Genomic DNA, 20212 nt, shown 5'->3' with positions numbered 1-20212 from the left:
GGTTTAGTGTAAGTTGATAAATATATATAGCACATAAAAAGTGAGTAAAAATAGGATAAAAAAGAAGTTTATAAAAAATAAGATAAAACTTTTAACAAATGAAACTATTCTACTTTCGCCATAAAAACGATGATGCGCGGGATAAAAATAATAAGACATCCAGACAATCCCAACGAAATTAATAATATTACCAACGAAAGTAAGTGGGCCATTTTCTCCAAATAAGCCAATTATTCTTGTGATAATAAATAAAAGGAGAAATATTAAAAGTAAAAAAGAAAAATAATGTAGGGTGAAAATACCGTGATCAAAATAGTACCATTTCTTTTTGCTATGGAAAATCCATAAAAAGAAGGCAAAGAAAGGCATTATAATGAACAGAATTTTGGGGATATTATGAATGAAAGACTCGATGAATTTTTCTATAATTTGCTTTTTGGTATTATGTTCAGTAACATGCACCGCTTTTTCATAAACCCAATATTGAAAATCAGAAAGTTTTTCACTCTCTTTTCCATACTTTTGAATAGAGTCAATTTCTTTCATTGTTTTTAATTGAAAGTAATTTTTGTTGACTTGTTTCATGGTTTTTGATTGCAAGTAGTTTTTATCTTTTAAATTTTCAGTTTTATCTTTACTGGATTTTTCAAAATTTGAACTAATTTCATTTTCACCTTTGGTAAGATTCTCGGTTACCTTGTTCGGGAACATGGCAATTAAAAGGAAAGTAATAAAACTGATAAAAATATAAAGACGAACAGGGGCCAGATAGGATAATCTTTTTCCGGATAAATATTCTTTAGTTAAAGTGGAAGGTTTAAAAAGAAGATTTTTGATGGTTTTCCAAAATGCATTTTCATAATGCGTTAAATCTTCAAAAAAATGAATAAATAAATGATGAAATGTTTTTCGTGAATCTGTATTTTCCTGTCCGCAATTTGGACAAAATTTTTGTTCAACGACATGCCTGCAATTTAAACAGGTTTTATCTTTTCTTATTGGACTATGTGACATTGGTTAATTTGTGGATTTTGATTTGGTTTAGTTATGGTTTTTATTTTTTCAGCACTTCATCAAGAAATAATTTCAAATGTTCAAATGATCTTTTCGCTGCAACTGCATTATACGCCGCGCCTTTAGAATTGTCATTTCCAGCCTCAGGATTTGTAAAAGAGTGAACAGAATCTGCGTAATAAATCATTTGCCAATCTGCTTTTGAATCGCGCATTTCTTGCTGAAAAGCAGCAACTTCTTCTTTAGAAACATAAGGATCATCAGCGCCGTGACAAATTAAAACTTTAGAAGTAATCGGTGTTACAGGTCGGGCAGCATCTTTGCCTAAACCTCCATGGAATGATGCCACTCCTTTTACGTTCAAATGACCGCGTGCAGCTTCAAGAACTCCTGTTCCTCCAAAGCAATATCCAATAACGACAATATTATCTGCATTTGCACCAGATTTGATTAATTCCTGTAAAGCAAGATTGATTCTTTTTTGATAAGCTTCATAATTCGTTTTATAGAAACCTGCTTGTTTTCCTGCTTCTGACGTATTTTTTGGATAATTTCCTTCACCATAAATATCAGCGATAAAAATAGTATAGCCTAGTTTTGATAAATTCTCTGCAATACCTTTTGACGCATTATCAATTCCAAGCCAGGCTGGCAAAAGTAAAATTCCCGGATTATTACTGCTTTTTTTTGCAGCTTTTATGGATAAACCATTTAATTTTTGATCGCCGTCAGCGTATTTTACTGGTTTTAATTGTGCGTTCATGTTGCCCGAAAAGATTAGGGTTGCAAAAATAAGTGCGATTAAATTTTTCATTTCTTACAATTTTTAACAAATATCAGGAATATTATGTTACAAAAAAACCTTGAAAGCTATTTCTTCCAAGGTTATTTAACAGATATGTTTAAATTTAATTATTCACCGGGGTGATAAGTTTTTTCTGCATTTTTTAGAATGTCTTCTTTGTAGAATAAAACGTCTTTAAATTGTCCTTCTCGGTACATCTTAGCCTGATCGATAAAATGTTTTGAGTTTTCATCTCCGCTGTTTCCTCCAGCCAATAATGATTTTGCTTTTATTTTTGGACCAAATTCAACAGCACAAACAAAACTGTTTCCGTTATAGCCATATCGTTTTTTAGAGCCGTTTTGATAACTGCTTTTGAAAGAAGGTAAACTTCCCCATGAACCTGGGCCGAAACCAATTGGCAAACTTGGTTTTGCATCATCATACTTTAAATCGATAGCCCCGCTTGTACGCTGAAAGCGATTTACTTCGCCCCAGGCTATCTGCCACGTTTCCCATTTCAATTTTAATTCTTTTAGTACAGTTTGTAATTGGGGAATAAGTTGATCAGTTCCTGCAGTTGCAGCAAATTTTTTAGTGTTTTCAACCTGGTCTAATTCACCTTCATTAACATAGGCTTTTTGAATGATCGGATCTAGTTTGTAAGCCCATTCGACAGCTAAAGTAGTGGCTACTGAATTTTCCCTGGCATAATAATCCCAGTTTTTCAAAATCGAAATTGCTTCTGATAGTTCCTTATAATCAGGATAATCAGATTTAATATTTTTTTCGAAAACATTCACCAGACTCGGAATCAAAATTTCAAAAATAGACAGTTTCGAATCATAACCATCAGCAATAACCTTGTCGAGAGTATATTTGTCACCTTTGCTGAAAATTCGAACGGCATTTATTCCTCTGAAATTTTCACCGTCAGGCGCCATATATGGCGCATAATTTTCTTCTTTCGGACTATTTTCTCCGGCGACAGAGTAGGGGGTTGAATTGCAATTCTGAAGCCAGCCGTTTACAGGATTATATAAATGAACTGTTTCATCAACTTCGTGTAAACCTTTCCATTGTGTTGCCGAAATTGAACCGTCTATAACCTTTGACCAATTCAAATTCTTATCTCGTATCGGAATAAAATTACCATGCCAATACGCAATATTTCCTTTACTATCAGCATAAACAGTATTGTTGGAAGTATTCGCTTTTAAATCCATTGCTTTTTTATAATCGTCAAAGCTTTTGGATTTTGTTCGAACCCAACTCTGAATCAAACTTGTCATCGAACGATTATTCGATTTTAAGCTAATCCATTTCCCGTCACGTTTGGCCATAATTGGACCGTTATTAGTGAAATAGGTTTTGAATTTTTTCGGAATCAATTTTCCGTTTTCTGTATAATTAATTGTGATTTCCTTTTCGATAACAGGGAAAAGCTTTTTATCGAATTCATAAAATAGTTTTCCGTTTTTATTGGTAATTTTCTCGGCATACATATCTGCAACATCAACATTGGATGAGGTATGCATCCAACCACAATTTTCATTGAATCCCTGGTAGATAAAAAATTGTCCCCAGGTTACGGCTCCGTAAACATTCAGGCCTTCTTCGCTGGTAATCTGAACCTCTGGTCTGAAGTAAAAGGTAGTATGAGGATTAATGTATAAAATAGCATTTCCGTCGGCTGTTTTTGATGGAGCAAAAGCGAAACCATTTGAACCAGTCTGAACATATTTCTCTCTTTCTACATAAGCCACTTTATCATTATTTCCGGAATAAAAAGCTTTTAGTTCAGCCGTAGAAAGATCTGCAGTGCTAATAGCGCCAATACTTCCATCTGTCCAAAGCAATGGAAACCAAGGTTCAAAATGCGTTAGAAGGGCAGGTTTTACTTCGGGATGTTTATAGAGGTAAAAGTTGATCGCATCGGCATAACTGTTCAATAGTTTTTTGAGCCAGGGTGGTGCTTTTTTATAATCAGTTTTGGCTTCGTTAATGTCAATCAAAAGTTTAATCTCTAAATCATTATATAAAACAGCTTGCCCTTTAATTTCAGAAAGACGTCCCAATTTTTCAATATAATTCATTTCAATTCTCTTGAAATCGTCTTCGCATTGTGCGTAAAGCAAACCAAAAACAGCATCAGCATCCGTTTTTCCATAAATGTGCGGAATGCCCCAATTGTCTCGAATTATAGTCGTTTGCTGTGCTAGTTTTTCTAATCGGTTGATTTCTTTTGAATTGATTTTTTGTGCCGAAATCTGCAAACTGATACAGCCAATTAAAAAAGTAAGTTTTATTATTTTGGAATAATTGAACATGCTTATTTGATATTAAATTTTTGCCCGGCTGTATAAATGCTCATTTCTAATTTTTCAATTGAAATAAGGTTGTTGTTTTTAGATTTTATAATTCCCTTCGGATTTTTAACGACAATAACTTCGCTTTCCCCTGCCACTTCAATTTGATTGTTTCGAACGATGATGGCAGTCGCTTCATCAATTCCGATTCCAGTTAAAGATGGAAATTCAACCATAGCAGAAAGCAAACGATTATAGCGGTTTCTCTTTAAAAAATGCTGATCAATAACTGCCGTTTTTAATAATCCCAAACCTTCTGAAGTTTCTAAATTATCATAGCGAATGTTATCAAAAGTTCCTGAATACTCTTTTTGCAGTTTCTGGTTTCCGGTAATCATTTTTTCAGACATTACAGCTGCGCCGGCGCTTGTTCCTGAAATGGTACTTCCGTTTTCATATGCTTTTTGAATGGCCGTTTTGATTGGTGTATTTTGTACCACCTTCATAAACCGACTTTGATCACCTCCACTTATAAAAATCAGTTTTGCTTTTTGAACCGAATCGGTAAGAACTTTATTTTGAGCTGTTGCTGCATTAAAGTTCAACATCACAATTGGGTTTGATGTGAGTTTTACCATCTGTTTTTTAAAAAAGATAAACGAACTATCCGGTTCTTCACTAGACATTGGTAAAACCACGATATAATCTTTTTTTGATAATTCGGCTACAGCCAAAACTTGTTTCATTAAAGCGTCAGAACGATCTCCGCCGCCAATAATAAATAATTTTCCTTTTGGTGTTTGTGCATGAAGAAAATTAAAAGCGAAAAGAAATAGGAATGCAATAAATTGATTCGACGAAAATTTAAAAGGAAATTTATTTTTCATGGATTAAGGCGTTAAATCGATTTTCTTATAAAGTGATATTTCGTTTAAAAGCACAGCCCAATTCAATAATCGAATCCGTTTTGGCGATGCCTGGAATGCTATCGATTTTTTCGTAAAGAATTCTTCGCATATGCTCGTGATTCTTTGCAATAATTTTAATATAAAGCGTGAAGGAACCCGTTACATAATAACATTCTGTGATTTCAGGAATATCTTTTAATGCTTCGATAATACGATCCGAATCCGAATCTTTATTTAATGTTATTCCGGTAAAAGAAGCCCAATCGTATCCAATCTTTTTTTCTTGTATAATTGGTTTTATACCGCCAATTACCCCTTGTTCTATCATTCTGTTGATACGCTGATGCACCATCGTGTTTGATATTTTCAAATTAGCAGCAATTGCAGAAAAAGCCATTCTTCCGTCTTTTTCCAATTCCTTAATTATATTGATATCAAATTCGTCTAATGTTTCCATTCCTTTAAATTGAGTTTACTTTTAACATTCATAAAAGTAATTATTTTTTTTAATAAAAGGTTCTCAAATTGAATTTATGATAAAATCATATTTTACTTTTTAAAGTAAAAATTTATATGTTTTGACTTATTTGGTTAAAATTAAAGTCAAATATTGATTTTAAATAGCTTAAATTAATATTTTTAAATACTTTTGTAGCTCTAAAAAAGAAAGATCATGATTCATACTGAAAATACCCTTTCGTCAAAATCAGAAATTTTGATTGAAAAAGAAAATAAATACGGTGCTCATAATTATCATCCGCTTCCGGTTGTACTGGAAAGAGGTGAAGGTGTATATGTTTGGGATGTTGACGGAAAAAAATATTATGATTTTTTATCAGCTTACTCTGCAGTAAATCAAGGGCATTGTCATCCTAAAATTGTAAAAGCAATGATTGATCAGGCTCAAAAACTGACTTTAACTTCGCGAGCTTTTTATAATGATCAATTAGGAAATTATGAAGAATACATAACGGAGTATTTTGGTTTTGATAAAGTATTGCCAATGAATACTGGTGCTGAAGCAGTTGAAACGGCATTGAAAGTTTGTAGGAAATGGGCGTATGAAGTAAAAGGAATTCCCGAAAATCAGGCACAGATTATTGTGTGTGAAAATAATTTCCATGGAAGAACAACTACTATCATTTCATTTTCTAATGATGAAACTGCCCGTAAAAACTTTGGTCCGTTTACAGATGGATTTATAAAAATTGAATATGATAATCTTGAAGCTCTTGAAAAAGCTTTAGCATCATCAAAAAATATTGCCGGATTCTTAGTTGAACCAATTCAGGGAGAAGCAGGGGTTTATGTGCCTTCTGAAGGTTATTTGGCGAAAGCAAAAGCTTTATGCGAGAAACATAATGTATTGTTTATTGCCGATGAAGTTCAGACTGGAATTGCCCGTACCGGTAAATTATTAGCCGTTCATCATGAAAATGTACAGCCGGATATTTTAATTTTAGGAAAAGCGATTTCTGGTGGGGTTTATCCGGTTTCAGCTGTTTTGTGTAACAACGAAATCATGAACGTGATTAAACCAGGACAACACGGTTCTACTTTTGGAGGAAATCCTGTTGCAGCAGCCGTTGCTATTGCCGCTTTAGAAGTAATTAAAGAGGAAAAACTGGCTGAAAATGCAGAACGTTTGGGAATCATTTTAAGAAAAGGATTAAACGAAATTGCTGAAAGAAATAATCTTATCACACTGGTTCGCGGAAAAGGTTTATTGAATGCCATCGTAATTAATTGCGGAGAAGATTCTGATTTAGCCTGGGAAATTTGTTTAAGATTCAGAGACAACGGATTATTAGCGAAACCGACTCACGGAAATAAAATCAGATTGGCGCCGCCATTGGTCATGACAGAAACTCAAATTCAGGAATGCCTTGAAATTATTGAGAAATCCCTGAATGATTTTAGAGATTAATTTTAGAATCCAAAATAAGAAATATAAGCTGCAGATATTCCTGCAGCTTTTTTATTGCAGTAAAATTATGTAACAAGTGAAAATAATTATATAATTTTTAAATGAGTAGGAGAAGTAGTTTTGGATGTCTTCAAAATGGAAAAAGAAAATTACTAATAAAATATTTTTTATTAGGCTCGAAAGAAGATAAACGGACAACCAATAACGCAATTATAACTTAAATCCAATTTCAAAAATGGCTTACGCAAATAATGATATTACACGTTTTTTAGACGCACAAAACAAACTTTATCTTACTGCTTTTTCTGAAATTAAAAAAGGAAAAAAAGAAACGCACTGGATGTGGTTTATTTTTCCTCAAATAAAAGGTTTAGGAAAAAGTACCATTGCTAACTATTATGCTCTCAATGGTCTTACAGAAGCAGAAGAGTTCCTTAATCATCCCATTTTATCAAAACATTTGATTGAGATTTCGCAGCTTTTATTAGATTATAAAACAAAATCTATTGAGGCTATACTTGGAGAATTGGGTGCAAGAAAATTACGTTCTTCTATGACACTTTTTTCTCAGACTGAAAATGCACATCCTGTTTTTCAGGAAATATTAGATACCTTTTTTTCAGGATATTCAGATCCGTTAACAATGTCCATGCCAGCTGCATCCAGACAAATTGCTATGGCATCGTAATTTTATTATAAAAGAACTTACAGATTTTATATTAATTTTTAATTTTTCTTCATTTATAAAATCGAATAAAAAAACCATCAGTTGGGGGCTGATGGTTTTTGTTTTATAAAAAGGTTATAGATTAACTTCCGTAACCTGGGTTTTGAGTAATTAGTTTATTAGCATCCATTTCTCTTAGTGGGATTGGGAAAACTAAAGTTGGATCGTCATAAGGAATTAATTCTGATCCGTCTGCATTTACATCGATAGAACCTTTTGTTCTTTTTAAGTCATGAATTGCAAAACCTTCCATAGCTAGCTCTAATTCACGTTCTCTTAAAATAGTTGCAAGAGTTAAAGCTGTAAAATTTTCAGCATGTGCCCTGGTTCTTATTAAATTGATGTCATTTAGGGCAGTGTCTCCAACAGAAGTTCCTAATCTAAAGTTAGTCTCAGCTCTGATTAAATACATTTCAGCTAAACGAATTATCCCTACATCTCCGTATTGGTTAGTGTATTTTGAAGTCAGTAGTCTGTCGTTATCTGGATTTATATAGTTAAAATTTGCTCGATCATCATTGGGATCTGTAAATTTATTGATATAAGTATTTCTAATTTCGACATCACCGCCACGTCCTCCATTTCCTTCAGAGGCATACATTACAACAATTTCGTTTTCACCTGTTTGTTTTGTAATCTGAATGGCGAATATGTCTTCAATTTGATTTTCATCATGATTAAAAGCATTTGCATAGCTGGTTGATAATGCTCTTCCGCTATTTTCTATTACTTCATTTGCTGCATCTCTGGCTGCTGCATAATTTTGCTGCTGTAAATAGACTCTGGCTAATAATGCTTTGGCAGCATATTTATCTGGATAAAAGCTGTTCTCTTCAGGAAGTCCGTTATAAGCATCGTTCAATTGCTGAATGATCAAAGTATAAACTTCTTCGACTGTACTTCTTTCTTTAGAAAGATCGGCATTGAAATCATAAATCGCATTAGGTCTGATAATAACTCCAAGCTGTGTGTTTTGTTTACCGGCTTCATATGGCAATCCGAAGAAACGAACTAAATCAAAGTAAGCTAAACTTTTCAAAAAGTTAGCTTCAGCTATCATTCTGGTTCTCTTATCAGCATCTGCTACCTTGTCAATATTTTCAATTACGGTATTAGCGGCATTAATGATTTCGTAATTACGAGCATAGATTTGTCGAACAAAAGCATTATCCACCAGAACTGATTTAGTATACATTTGTCGGAATTCACCATAACTTCCTCTCCATCTAAAATCAGTAGTGCTGGTTAAACCTGTTTGCGCCATTAAATCAGCAGAAACTAAGCTTCGGCCTCCAAATACATCTGCATCTGCGGCAATGGCATATGCTCCGTTTAAAATATTTACGATACCAGTTTCAGTACCTAGGGTGACCTCGGAATCTTGATTTTGTCTTGGTTCGATTTGTAATTCATCTTCACAGCTTGTTAAAAAAGCGGTAAACAGTATAAATATGATAAATTTATATGGTTTCATTTGTGTCGTTTTTAAAAATTAATATTTACGCCTAAAGCAATTGTTCTAGCGGGAGGAGCAGAGTAAAATTCTTCTCCGATACCTGTATCATCTCTTCTGGCTTCAGGATCATAACCATTGTAATTGGTAAAGGTTAATAGATTTACGCCTGTTGCGTAAAAACGTACACTGCTTATTCCTGCGTCTTTTAATGTAGTTTTTGGTAAAGTATAACCAATTGTTAAGTTTCTTAGACGAACAAAATCAGTTTTATCAAGGAATCTTGTAGATTCGCCAGTTCCGTTGCTTCCATACAATCTTGCTTGCGGCACATTAGTGATGTCGCCAGGATTTTGCCAGCGGTTTAACTGATCTGTAGTTTGGTTATCAAAGTAATCGGCGGCTACCGACTGGTATTTTCCAGCCGAATTATAAATGCTAGCTCCCCATTCTCCCTGGAAAGTAAATGAAAAATCAATATTCTTATAGTTGATTGTATTAGTTAAACCAGCCATTAATTCTGGGAACGGATTTCCTGCGATAATTCTTTTTGCTTCGCTGTAATCATTAGTAGTGGTTCTGTCTAGTGAACCATCAGCATTTATAGTGTTCTTGTAGTATAATGCATCTCCGTTTGCAGAATCAACACCAGCATATTCAACTAAATAAAAAGATGAAATGTTTTCACCAACTCTGTTGATTGTAAATGTGGAAACAATATCTTGACCATTAGGCATTTCTAATACCTCAGATTTGTTTGTTGTAATGTTAAAGCTGGTAGTCCATCTTAAATTTTGGTTCTCAATGTTTTTAGTATTTACTGTTACCTCAAAACCACTGCTTTTTACTTTACCAATGTTTTGAGTGATTGTTGTTGGACCTCCTCCACTAAGTGGTTTTGGTACGTCAAAAAGCAATCCGTCGGTACTTTTGTCGTAATAATCTACTTCAAAGCTTAATTTGTTGAATAAACCCCATTCGATACCAACATCTGTTTGAGTTGATTTTTCCCAGGTTAAGTCATCATTTCCTGCCTGTACAAAAGAAAGACCTGATTTTAGATTGTAAGGTCTTGCCCCATATAATTGACGCGACGCAAAGTTTCCAATTTCAGCATTTCCAACTTTTCCCCAGCTTCCTTTTAATTTCAGAAAAGATAAAACATTGTCGTCTTTTAAGAAGTTTTCTTCAGAAATAATCCATCCTGCAGAGAACGCAGGGAAAACCCCATATCTTTCATTTTTTCCAAAACGAGAAGAACCATCACGACGAATACTGGCTTTGAAAAGATATTTATTATCATAAGCATAATTTAATCTTCCAAATTGAGAGACAAAAGTACTAGCTGTTTCATTTCCTTCTCCGGCATTAACTTCTGCACCTCCATCAATGGTTTGAAAAGAATCATCCGGAAAATAGATACTTGTAACAGATTGATATCTGCGGGTGTATTTATTAAATTCCATACCTGCAACCACATTTACGCTGTGTTTTTCTGCAAAAACGGCATCATAAGTTAGGTAGTTACTCCATATGTAGGTTTCATTATTTACAGACGTTGCATATGCTTCTCCGTCTGTTGCCATAAATGGAGCATTTTTTCCCTGCCAATAATCTTCAGTTTGCCCTAAAAGATCATAAGCAAAATCAGAATTTATTTTTAAAGAAGGAATTATTTGATATTCGGCAAAAACTTTGCCTGTAATTCTTCTCATCATCGTTTTCCAAAATGAATTATCTGCAGCTAATAAATAGTTAGCATATAATGTGTTTGGATTTGCTGTTCCATCTTCTAAACGTGCTGGTGACAATGGCGACTGCGCTACAGCTTGAAGTGGTGTTGTAAATGAATTATCATCTTGAACACGATCTATTATAGATCTTGAAAAGCTTAGATTCATTCCCATTGTAAAATTGTCAGAAATTTTGTGAGATATATTTGATCTTGCTGTAATTCTTTCTAATTCATTACTGTCAATGATTCCGGTTGTATTATTATAAGCACCTGAAAAGAAATATTTTGTTTTTGAATCCCCTCCAGAAACTGAAAAATCAACATCTGTAGCAAGACCAGTCTGAAAAGCAAGATCTTGCCAGTCTGTATTTACTTCTCGATTTCTCCAGTCAGTGCCCTGAGCAAGAAAATCGAATGTACTTTCGGCTTCTGCAGCATCTCCGGTTCCATTAATAGAAGCTTCCGTGAATAATTCAATATATTGATCGGTATTCAGCCATGATTTTTTATGAGTAGCTTCACTAACACCCTGAGACATGTTAAGTGAAAAAGTACCTTTTCCATCTTTTCCCTTTTTGGTAGTAATGATTACAACCCCATTAGCACCTCGTGCTCCATAAATTGCAGCCGAAGATGCATCTTTTAACACATCAATAGATTCGATTTCATTTGGACTTAGTGTTATTAAAGGATTTGTTGAGGCCCCATTTGTTGATTCATCTGAAGTGATTAACGGAATCCCGTCTAATACATATAGAGGCTGTGTTCCTGCACTAATACTTGCTGCACCACGAACTCTAATATCCATTCCTCCATCAACTTTACCATTGGTTTGCGTAATTTGCACACCTGCTAGTTTACCCACTAATGCGTTTTGTACGTTGGCAACAGGTACTTGTTGAATATCTTTTGCAGTTACTCTAGCGATATTGTCTGTTGATTTTCGTTTAGTTTGAGTACCATAACCCACAACAAGTACGGCTTCCAATTCATTTTGAGTTTCAACTAATTCAATTTTCATGTCATTTGAAGCTGCTACATTTATAGTGGCAAAACTTACATAACTTAGAGTTAAAATATCACCTTTTTTAGCCGCTATTTTAAAATGCCCATCAAAATCAGTTTGTGTACTTGCACTTGTACCTTTCAAAACAATATTTACGCCAGGAATCGGAATTCCCTTTTTATCTGTGACCTTACCGGAAATATATCCTTCCTGCGCGGTTGCTATTTGCACGAATAGTATCAATACGAACCATAAAAAATGCTTTAACTTAATTCTCATTTTTCAAATATTTAGGATTAGTTTTATCAAATATCTTAAAAATATGTTAATAAGACTAATATCAACGATGTAAAATATAACATTAAGATGCGTTTTTGTAATATTTGTAACTTTTGGGAGAGAATAAATGGATTTTTTAAAAAATAATGCCAATAAATTATTTAATATTTAATAGCTATTGGTGTATATGGTATTTAAATTTATGTAATTTAACATTTTTTGAAAATTAATATCTATTACTTTTTATTTTTAAAGAAGAAAATTTGTTTTTTGAGTGTTATAACCAAAAGCGATTGCTGTAACAAACAATCGCTTTTGGTTATAACACTCAAAATATCAAAAAAGGCAGTTATTTTTTTGAGTTGATGGAGTAAGCATAACTCATTTTTTATTTAGAGTCGAACTTTTTTGAGTTCCCATAACGTTTTTATAAAAATATCTACATCTTGCGTTGTGTTATAAAAAGCTAATGAGGGACGAACTGTAGTTTCAACTCCCATTCTGCGTAAAATAGGCTGTGCACAATGATGTCCTGTTCTAACAGCAATACCTTCTTTATTTAAGGCTTGCCCAACCTGATCATTGGTATAGCCTTGTAAATTAAAGGATAACACACTTGCTTTATCTTTAGCAGTTCCTATCAAACGTACACCCGGAATTTCCTTTAGTAATCGGGTAGCGTATTCTAACAAATAATGCTCGTATTGACCTATGGTGTCGATTCCTATTTTGGTTACATAATCGATAGCGGCGCCAAGACCTATTGCGTCGGCAATGTTGCCTGTTCCGGCTTCAAAACGGTTAGGTGCTTTGTGGTATTTTATTTCCTCAAAAGTCACATCCTGAATCATATTACCACCAGATTGATAGGGCTGCATTTCGTTCAATAATTCTTCTTTGCCATATAATGCCCCAATTCCGGTTGGACCAAACAATTTATGTCCGGAAAAAACAAGCCAATCCGGATTTAAATCCTGAACATCAACTTTCATATGCGAAACAGATTGCGCGCCGTCGATTAAAACTTTTGCTCCGGCAGCATGCGCCATTTCAACTATTTTTTTGGCTGGAGTTACGGTTCCAAGAGCATTCGAAACCTGAGTAAAAGCAACTAAACGTGTTTTTGAATTCAGTAGTTTTGCATATTCATCCAATAAAATCTGACCGTCATCGTCTACCGGAATTACTCTCAGTTTTAAGCCTTTTTTATCGGCCAGTCTTTTCCATGGAACAATATTCGCATGATGTTCCAGATTGCTGACTATAATTTCATCTCCGGCAACCAAATTATGATCGCCCCAGCTTTGCGCCACAAGATTGATTCCTTCTGTAGCACCTCGAACAAATACAATTTCATTTACTGAACCGGCATTTAAAAACGTTTTTACCTTTTCACGTGCTGCTTCGTACGCATCAGATGCGCGTGCTGCTAATTCATGTGCTGCACGATGAATATTCGAATTTTCATGTTCGTAGAAATAGGCAACGCGATCAATTACAGCTTGCGGTTTTTGAGTCGTTGCAGCATTGTCAAACCAAACTAAGGGTTTTCCATTTACAGTTTCACGCAGAATTGGGAAATCTTTTTTGATTAATTCTGCATTAAAATTGTTCCCTGTAATACCGCCAAATTCTTTTAATCCAAAAGTATTTCCAACAATTGCATTTGTGTTTTTTTGATCAAAAGCAAATGGATTCTGATCTAAAAAATAATACGAATTTGCATATTCACTTCCGCTTGACGGAAAATCAACACGTTTTCTGAATTGCGTATCAACCATTTCGAGAGCCACTTTTAATTCCGCCTCAAAAGAAGAATTTTCACTCTGAAATGGTAAATATTGATTGTTCAAAAGCAATGACGAAAAAAAGGATTCCTCATTAATTTGTGGTGCACCTCCGTTTTTCAAATTAATATCTTGAAAACCAGTATGCGGATTATTCATATTTACGCTATTATCTTCAGGAATTCCAGAGGAAGGAATACCGTATTGAGGATCAAAACCGGCACCTGCATTAGGATATAATGCAGAAGCACTCGAACTTTGATTAGCAATTGATGGAGAAACTCCAAAACCACTAAAAGAAGTTGGAGAAGGCTGTATATTTAACGGACTTTGCGTTGGGAATGGTGCCAGGATATTGGCTCCGCCAGCATGTAAAAGTGTTTCTGCAATTTTTGTTGCACGAGGATGTTCTGCTTTATCCGGACTCAACGAAATCTCCTTAGGAAATTCGTTGGGTAAAGTTTGGAACAACTCATTGGCTAAATTTTGCAAATCGTCAATGTTTGGCAATCCGTTTTCGTTAGTATTTATACTCATGATACTTTCCTATTTCTACATCTTCCAAAACGGCAATTGCGTCATCAACCAAAACGGCTAAAGAGCAATAAAGAGATACTAAATACGAAGCAATCGCTCTTTCATTGATTCCCATAAAACGAACAGATAACCCAGGAGATTGTTCTCCTTGTAAACCAGGCTGAATTAATCCGATAACTCCCTGACGGCTTTCTCCGGTTCTCAGTAATATGATTTTAGATTTTCCGTTTTTGATAGGTAATTTATCAGAAGGTATAAGTGGAATTCCTCTCCATGTCAAAAATTGTGACCCAAATAAAGAGGTAGTAGGAGGTGGTACGCCGCGACGTGTACATTCACGTCCAAAAGCAGCAATCGCTAACGGATGTAATAAAAAGAATCCAGGCTCTTTCCATACTTTTGTCAATAATTCATCTAAATCGTCCGGAGTTGGTGCGCCTGTTCTTGTTTTTATAATTTGAGAAGGAGCAACATTGCTTAATAAGCCATAATCTTTATTATTGATTAATTCACTTTCCTGACGTTCTTTGATGGTTTCGATGGCCAATCGCAGCTGTTCTGTAATCTGATTGTATGGCTTGCTGTACAAGTCAGAAACACGGGTGTGAACTTCGACAATAGTTTGTACGGCAGCTAAATTATATTCTCTCGGATTCTCGATATAATCGACAAAAGTATTTGGCAAAACCCTTTCATCTCGGGCAGAACAGTCTACTTCTATATGACTTCCGTCTTTAACTTTATTCAAGCGAAATACGCCAGATTCTACAGGTGTCCAATGCAATAGATGCGTTAACCAGCGTGGAGAAATAGTTCCGATTTGTGGGACTGTACGTGTTGCAATTGCTAACTGCCTTGCTGCAACATCGCCTAATGCGGTCTGTTGTTGTTTAGATTCTGCCATTTTTTTTGGATTTTTACTAATTAATAATTTATTCTTTTTGATAGCTTAAAGTTATTGATAAAATTTAAAAATTCAGTCAAATACTTCATATACAGATTAATATGTTTTAGTCTATAGTGTTATTAAGAGCCGTAATCACGACATTTTTATTTCTTTAAAATTGCCCCACCAGGCATTACCTCTGGTTTCAATTTAAATTTGCTGTATTCGACAACTCCGGTTCTGTCTGCCCATTCAAAATAAGAAGCAGAAAGTTTGTTGACAATTCCAGCATTTTGTTGCGCCACATTGGTTGTTTCACCACGGTCCGTTTCAATGTTGTAAAGTTCCCATTCATACGACGGATATGTCGAAACTAATTTCCATTTGCCATCGCGAACGGCTCTGTTTCCTGCTCTTTCCCAAAATAATGGTGCGCCTCTGTTTACCTCAGAAACATTGTCAAATAATACGGGTAATAAACTTTTCCCTGCTAACGGATTTGAATGCACGCCATTATATTCTTTGGGATATTCAATTCCGGCCAATTCATAAAAAGTGGGAGCGAGGTCGATAATATGGCCAGTTCCTTTATCAATTCGGCCTGCTTTTATTTTTGATGGAAACCAGGCAATAAAAGGAGAGCTGAAACCACCTTCGTGCATGTTGTTCTTATATTGTTGAAGTGGTGTATTAGATAAATAAGCCCAGTTTTGTTCCTGATAATCAAATGATCCTGAAGTTCCAACTGGTCCTTCATTTCGAACTAAACCTCTTCCAAGCGGATTGTAAGTGTTAAATCCACCTTGTGCACCATTATCTGAAATGAAGATTATCAGTGTATTTTTGTCTTTTTTGAGTGCTTTTAACTTGTCTAATACTTTCCCGACATTCTGATCCATATTATCGACCATTGCGGCATAAACTTCCATTTTTGCTTTCCAAAATTGTTTTTCGTCGTAAGTCAGTTTACTCCATTCCGGAACTTCAGGATCTCTTGGTGCAACCGTTTGGTCAGCTGGTAAAATACCATTTGCTTTTAGTTTCTCAATTCTTTTTTCTCTTAAAACATCCCAGCCTTCGTCAAATTTTCCTCTGTATTTGGCAATATCAACCGGTTTTGCCTGCAACGGCCAGTGCGGCGCGGTAAAGGCTAAATACAAAAAGAAAGGTTTGTTTTCTTTGTTTTGCTCGTCTAAGAAAGTGACCGCATTATTCCCAATTTCATCTGTAAAATAATACGAATCATCTTTTGGATGCAGTTCTTCATTATTACGAATCAATTTCACCGGATAAGGTGTTTTTCCGAAAGGCAAACCTTTGGTATCAAAATAATTCGAAGCACCTTTTAATATGCCATAGAATTTATCAAAACCACGTTGATTGGGCCATTGCGCCTGATCTTCAGAACCAACATGCCATTTTCCGGATAAAATAGTGCTGTAGCCTCCGGAACGAAAAACTTCACCTAAAGTCAAAGATTCTTTATTCAAATAACCTTGATACGCCGGCAATCCCAAATTAACATCAAAGAAACCCATTCCGGCTTTGTGCTGGTATTGTCCCGTTAAAAGTGAACCCCGGGTTGGAGCACAAATCGAGTTATTGTAAAATTCGCGTAAGCGTAAACCTTCACCGGCTAATTTATCCAGATTTGGTGTTTTAATTTCAGAACCATAATTTCCTAAATCGGAATAACCCATATCATCGACCATAATCAGGATAATATTCGGTTTTGAAGCAGTTGAGGTTGTTTTATTTTGCGCCTGAATCAAGATAATTGAAGAAAGAAAAAGGCTGAATGTAAGAGATAATTTTTTCATTTTATTTTAAATTTAATAAGTCGGTATTCAGACTTATAGTGGTAATCTAAATTATTTGCTAAAAAGTAAAAAGGCTATTAAGAGTGTAACAAGAACATTGAATAATTGGGCAATTAGAAAGGCGTATAGTGGTTTTTTACTATTATTTTGAAAGAGATCTTTAAAATTGGTTTCTAAGCCAATACTTGTAAATGCTAATGCAAACCAGATTCCCTGTAAATTTTTTAAACTGTCTTTTACTCCGTCCCGAACTTCTGACGTAAGGAAAAAAGAAAATACTATTGAGGCCAGAATAAAACCAATTACAAACTTTGGAAAACGTTCCCAAATTACTTTTAATGTAGGTTTTGATGTTTTGGCTTCCGCCGAATTATTATGCGTATACGTCCAATAAACGGAGATTGCAAAAGCTGCTAATCCTAATAATACATTTTGAGAAAATTTGACAATAGTACTTATTTTTAAAGCTGTTTCTCCAACCAAAGTTCCGGAAGCCACAACAGCGCCCGAAGTGTCAATACTTCCTCCAAGCCAGGCCCCGGTAACTTCTTCCGGAAAATTGAAATATTTGGCAATTATGGGCATGAAAATCATCATGGGAATGGCAGTTACCAAAACAATCGAAATAACATATGACAGTTTCTTTGAATCGCCTTTTATCGCGCCAGATGTTGCAATTGCTGCAGAAACACCACAGATGGAAACGGCACTCGAAATCATCATCGTCAGTTCGTCATCTACTTTTAATTTTCGGCAAAGCCAAAAAGCAAAATACCAAACTGATAAAACCACAATCAAAGCCTGAATCAATCCTAAAGAACCGGCCTTTAGAATATCTGAAAAAATCACACTTGCTCCCAAGAGAACCAATCCAATTTTTACAAAAACTTCTGTAGAAAGGGCAGAGCGAAACCATTCCGGAAGTTTGAAAAAATTGCCAATTGCCAAACCAATTATCAAACTGAAAATTACGGCTTCTAAATTTAAGGCTTTTATTTCAGTATTTCCTGCAATTATCAAGGCAATTACTGTTAAGAAATAGACGATTGGAAAAACCAGTAAAAAATATTTAACCGATTTTCCAATTAAAAAAGCGCCCAAAGTTCCAATTGAAATCAGATATAGAAATTGGATTCCAATGATTTTCAGATTTCCAAAATCAAAGACATCCTTTGACAATTCTGTTCCGTTTGACCATTTAAAAACAGGAACTTCAGGAAGGAAAAGAAAAAGAGAAATTGCGATGATCAGGAATCCGAGAATGACGACTGTCCAATCTTCATGGATGGTAAATTGTTTTGTTTGAGTTGACATTTTATATTTATTTCCTGCAAGGTTTTCAAAACCTTGTAGGTGTTGTTATTTGGTTACATAAATTAAACTTACAAGGTTTTGGAAACCTTGCAGGAATATAGGTTTTACAAATCGACAAAGTATTTTTGTTTGCCAAAGTCAAATTCATAATGCGTTAAATTGGGCCATAAAGGTTTAACCAAACCTTTTTCCCAGTTTTGTAAAGCAATATGAAGTTCTTTTACTTTGGCTGGATTTACTTGGGCAAGGTCAACGGTTTCAGATTTATCTTTAGCCAAATTATAAAGCCATTCCTGGTGCGTTTTTCCGCTAATGATTAATTTCCAGTCACCGCTTCTGATGGCTTTTGCATCGCCGGAACGCCAGTACAAAGTTTTATGGGCTACTTTGTTTTCATTTACGGTACTAATTAAATCAACGCCATCATAAATGCGATCTTTTGGTAAACCCGAGTGTGTAACTGCTGCAATAGTTGCAAAAATATCCAAAGTACTTACCGGTGATTTATAAATGGTATGCGGTTTGATTTTCCCTTTCCATGACAAGGCAAACGGAACATTTACACCACCTTCAAAATGAGAAAATTTTCCACCTTTTAAAGGCGCATTTGTGGTTGCAAAAGTATAATCGGCTCCGCCATTGTCGCTGGCAAAAATGATTAGAGTATTTTCTTCCAGTCCTTCTTTTTTTACTTTGGCTACAATTCTTCCAATAGCATCATCTAGTGCACTGATCATGGCAAAATAAACACGTTTGTTTTCATCTTTTACATTCGGAAAACGGTCATAATATTTCTTTCGAACCTGAAATGGTGTATGCGGTGCGTTGAACGGAACATAAAGCAAAAAAGGTTTTGTTTTATTTTTGTCAATAAAAGCCTCCGCTTCATCAGCAAATGTTTCGGTTAAATACTTCCTGTCTTTTATAATCGTTGTATCACGACGAATTTGCCCGGTTCCGACACGACCATTTCCCCAGATCGTTTTATCGGTAAAATCTTTATGATGATGGTTAATAATATCCGGATTATCATCTTCTGGCGTGTAAAGTGAAAAAGCCTGGTAAAACCCGTAATGATAATCGAAACCTCGGTCTAAAGGAAAAAATCCTTTGTTGTGTCCTAAATGCCATTTTCCGATAATTGCTGTGCTGTAGCCTTCTTTTTTTGCTAAATTGGCAAAGGTGATTTCAGATTGTGGCAAACCCTGAGTGGCAATTGAAGCATCGTTTGGATATTCGATTTTATCATTCAATCGCCAATTATTGGTATTGATTAAATACTTAAAAGCGTAATATTCTAAGTTGTTTTTGGGATAACGATCTCCGGGCTGAAATTCATGACCGAAACGTTCCTGATAACGACCTGTAAGTAATCCGGCGCGCGAAGGCGAACAAATGGAAGAAGAAACATATCCATCTGTAAACGTAACTCCGGAAGCTGCCAAAGAATCTATCTGAGGTGTTGGAGTTGATTTTCCTCCGTACAATGAAATGTCATATTTTCCTAAATCATCTGCAAGCAGAATAATAATATTAGGCTTTTTTTCTGCGGTTCTTGAAGTATCTTTTTGAGCGAGAAATGCTGCTTTTCCTTCGACTAATTTTTCATTTGGTTTTATCAATGTTCCATCAGTATTGATAGGCCAGAATAAAAAAACAGCAATGATTAGTAATACAGTTAAAATCGAGAAAACGATTTTTTTGGTTTTGGTTAATGCCATAATTT

At 34.9% G+C, this 20212-nt stretch carries 14 protein-coding genes; 2 read left to right on the top strand and 12 right to left on the bottom strand.

Annotated elements, in window-relative coordinates:
• Positions 1–3: 3 nt before the first annotated feature.
• The 5 genes from AC3ITQ_RS20695 to AC3ITQ_RS20675 form a co-directional block, all read right to left on the bottom strand.
• The gene (locus AC3ITQ_RS20695; protein WP_489235988.1) at positions 4–1014 is read right to left on the bottom strand and encodes a DUF3667 domain-containing protein; all 1011 of its coding nucleotides are present in this window, start codon (positions 1012–1014) and stop codon (positions 4–6) included.
• A 40-nt stretch (positions 1015–1054) separates the two neighbouring features.
• Positions 1055–1828, bottom strand: a complete 774-nt coding sequence (locus AC3ITQ_RS20690) for a dienelactone hydrolase family protein (RefSeq protein ID WP_489235987.1) — start codon at positions 1826–1828, stop codon at positions 1055–1057.
• Between the two features lie 98 nt (positions 1829–1926).
• The gene (locus AC3ITQ_RS20685) at positions 1927–4128 is read right to left on the bottom strand and encodes a penicillin acylase family protein (RefSeq protein ID WP_489235986.1); all 2202 of its coding nucleotides are present in this window, start codon (positions 4126–4128) and stop codon (positions 1927–1929) included.
• A 2-nt stretch (positions 4129–4130) separates the two neighbouring features.
• Entirely contained in the window at positions 4131–4994 is an 864-nt protein-coding gene (locus AC3ITQ_RS20680) for a cyanophycinase (protein WP_489235985.1), read from the bottom strand.
• Positions 4995–5019: 25 nt separating this feature from the next.
• Entirely contained in the window at positions 5020–5472 is a 453-nt protein-coding gene (locus AC3ITQ_RS20675) for an Lrp/AsnC family transcriptional regulator (RefSeq protein WP_026984584.1), read from the bottom strand.
• Positions 5473–5688: 216 nt separating this feature from the next.
• On the opposite strand from AC3ITQ_RS20675, the gene rocD reads away from it, so the two are divergent.
• Positions 5689–6942 (top strand): ornithine--oxo-acid transaminase, encoded by a 1254-nt coding sequence (gene rocD / locus AC3ITQ_RS20670; protein ID WP_489235984.1) that lies wholly within the window; start codon positions 5689–5691, stop codon positions 6940–6942.
• A gap of 235 nt (positions 6943–7177) precedes the next feature.
• A complete protein-coding gene (locus tag AC3ITQ_RS20665; RefSeq protein WP_489235983.1) occupies positions 7178–7630 on the top strand; it encodes a DUF1810 domain-containing protein in 453 nt (150 codons plus the stop codon).
• Between the two features lie 121 nt (positions 7631–7751).
• Here the strand turns inward: AC3ITQ_RS20665 and AC3ITQ_RS20660 are convergent, their stop codons facing one another.
• From AC3ITQ_RS20660 to AC3ITQ_RS20630, 7 genes are all read right to left on the bottom strand, one after another.
• Positions 7752–9143 carry a RagB/SusD family nutrient uptake outer membrane protein gene (locus tag AC3ITQ_RS20660; RefSeq protein ID WP_489235982.1) on the bottom strand — a complete coding sequence of 464 codons (1392 nt, stop codon included), beginning with the start codon at positions 9141–9143 and terminating at the stop codon, positions 7752–7754.
• 11 nt (positions 9144–9154) lie between these two features.
• A complete protein-coding gene (locus AC3ITQ_RS20655) occupies positions 9155–12142 on the bottom strand; it encodes a SusC/RagA family TonB-linked outer membrane protein (protein ID WP_489235981.1) in 2988 nt (995 codons plus the stop codon).
• A 392-nt stretch (positions 12143–12534) separates the two neighbouring features.
• Complete coding sequence (locus AC3ITQ_RS20650) at positions 12535–14466, bottom strand: family 2A encapsulin nanocompartment cargo protein cysteine desulfurase (RefSeq protein ID WP_489235980.1); 1932 nt, start codon at positions 14464–14466, stop codon at positions 12535–12537.
• Complete coding sequence (locus tag AC3ITQ_RS20645) at positions 14450–15370, bottom strand: family 2A encapsulin nanocompartment shell protein (protein ID WP_489235979.1); 921 nt, start codon at positions 15368–15370, stop codon at positions 14450–14452. The genes AC3ITQ_RS20650 and AC3ITQ_RS20645 overlap by 17 nt, the downstream gene beginning before the upstream one ends.
• 146 nt (positions 15371–15516) lie before the next feature.
• Complete coding sequence (locus tag AC3ITQ_RS20640) at positions 15517–17172, bottom strand: arylsulfatase (protein ID WP_489235978.1); 1656 nt, start codon at positions 17170–17172, stop codon at positions 15517–15519.
• Between the two features lie 51 nt (positions 17173–17223).
• On the bottom strand, positions 17224–18486 hold the full coding sequence (locus AC3ITQ_RS20635) for a YeiH family protein (RefSeq protein WP_489235977.1): 1263 nt from the start codon (positions 18484–18486) through the stop codon (positions 17224–17226).
• Between the two features lie 104 nt (positions 18487–18590).
• Positions 18591–20207, bottom strand: a complete 1617-nt coding sequence (locus tag AC3ITQ_RS20630; protein WP_489235976.1) for a sulfatase-like hydrolase/transferase — start codon at positions 20205–20207, stop codon at positions 18591–18593.
• Between the last annotated feature and the right edge of the window lie 5 nt (positions 20208–20212).

The sequence above is a fragment of the Flavobacterium sp. KH_001 genome, assembly GCF_057840745.1.
The sequence above is the reverse complement of the archived record's forward strand: the minus strand, read 5'-3'. Positions and strand labels throughout refer to the sequence as shown.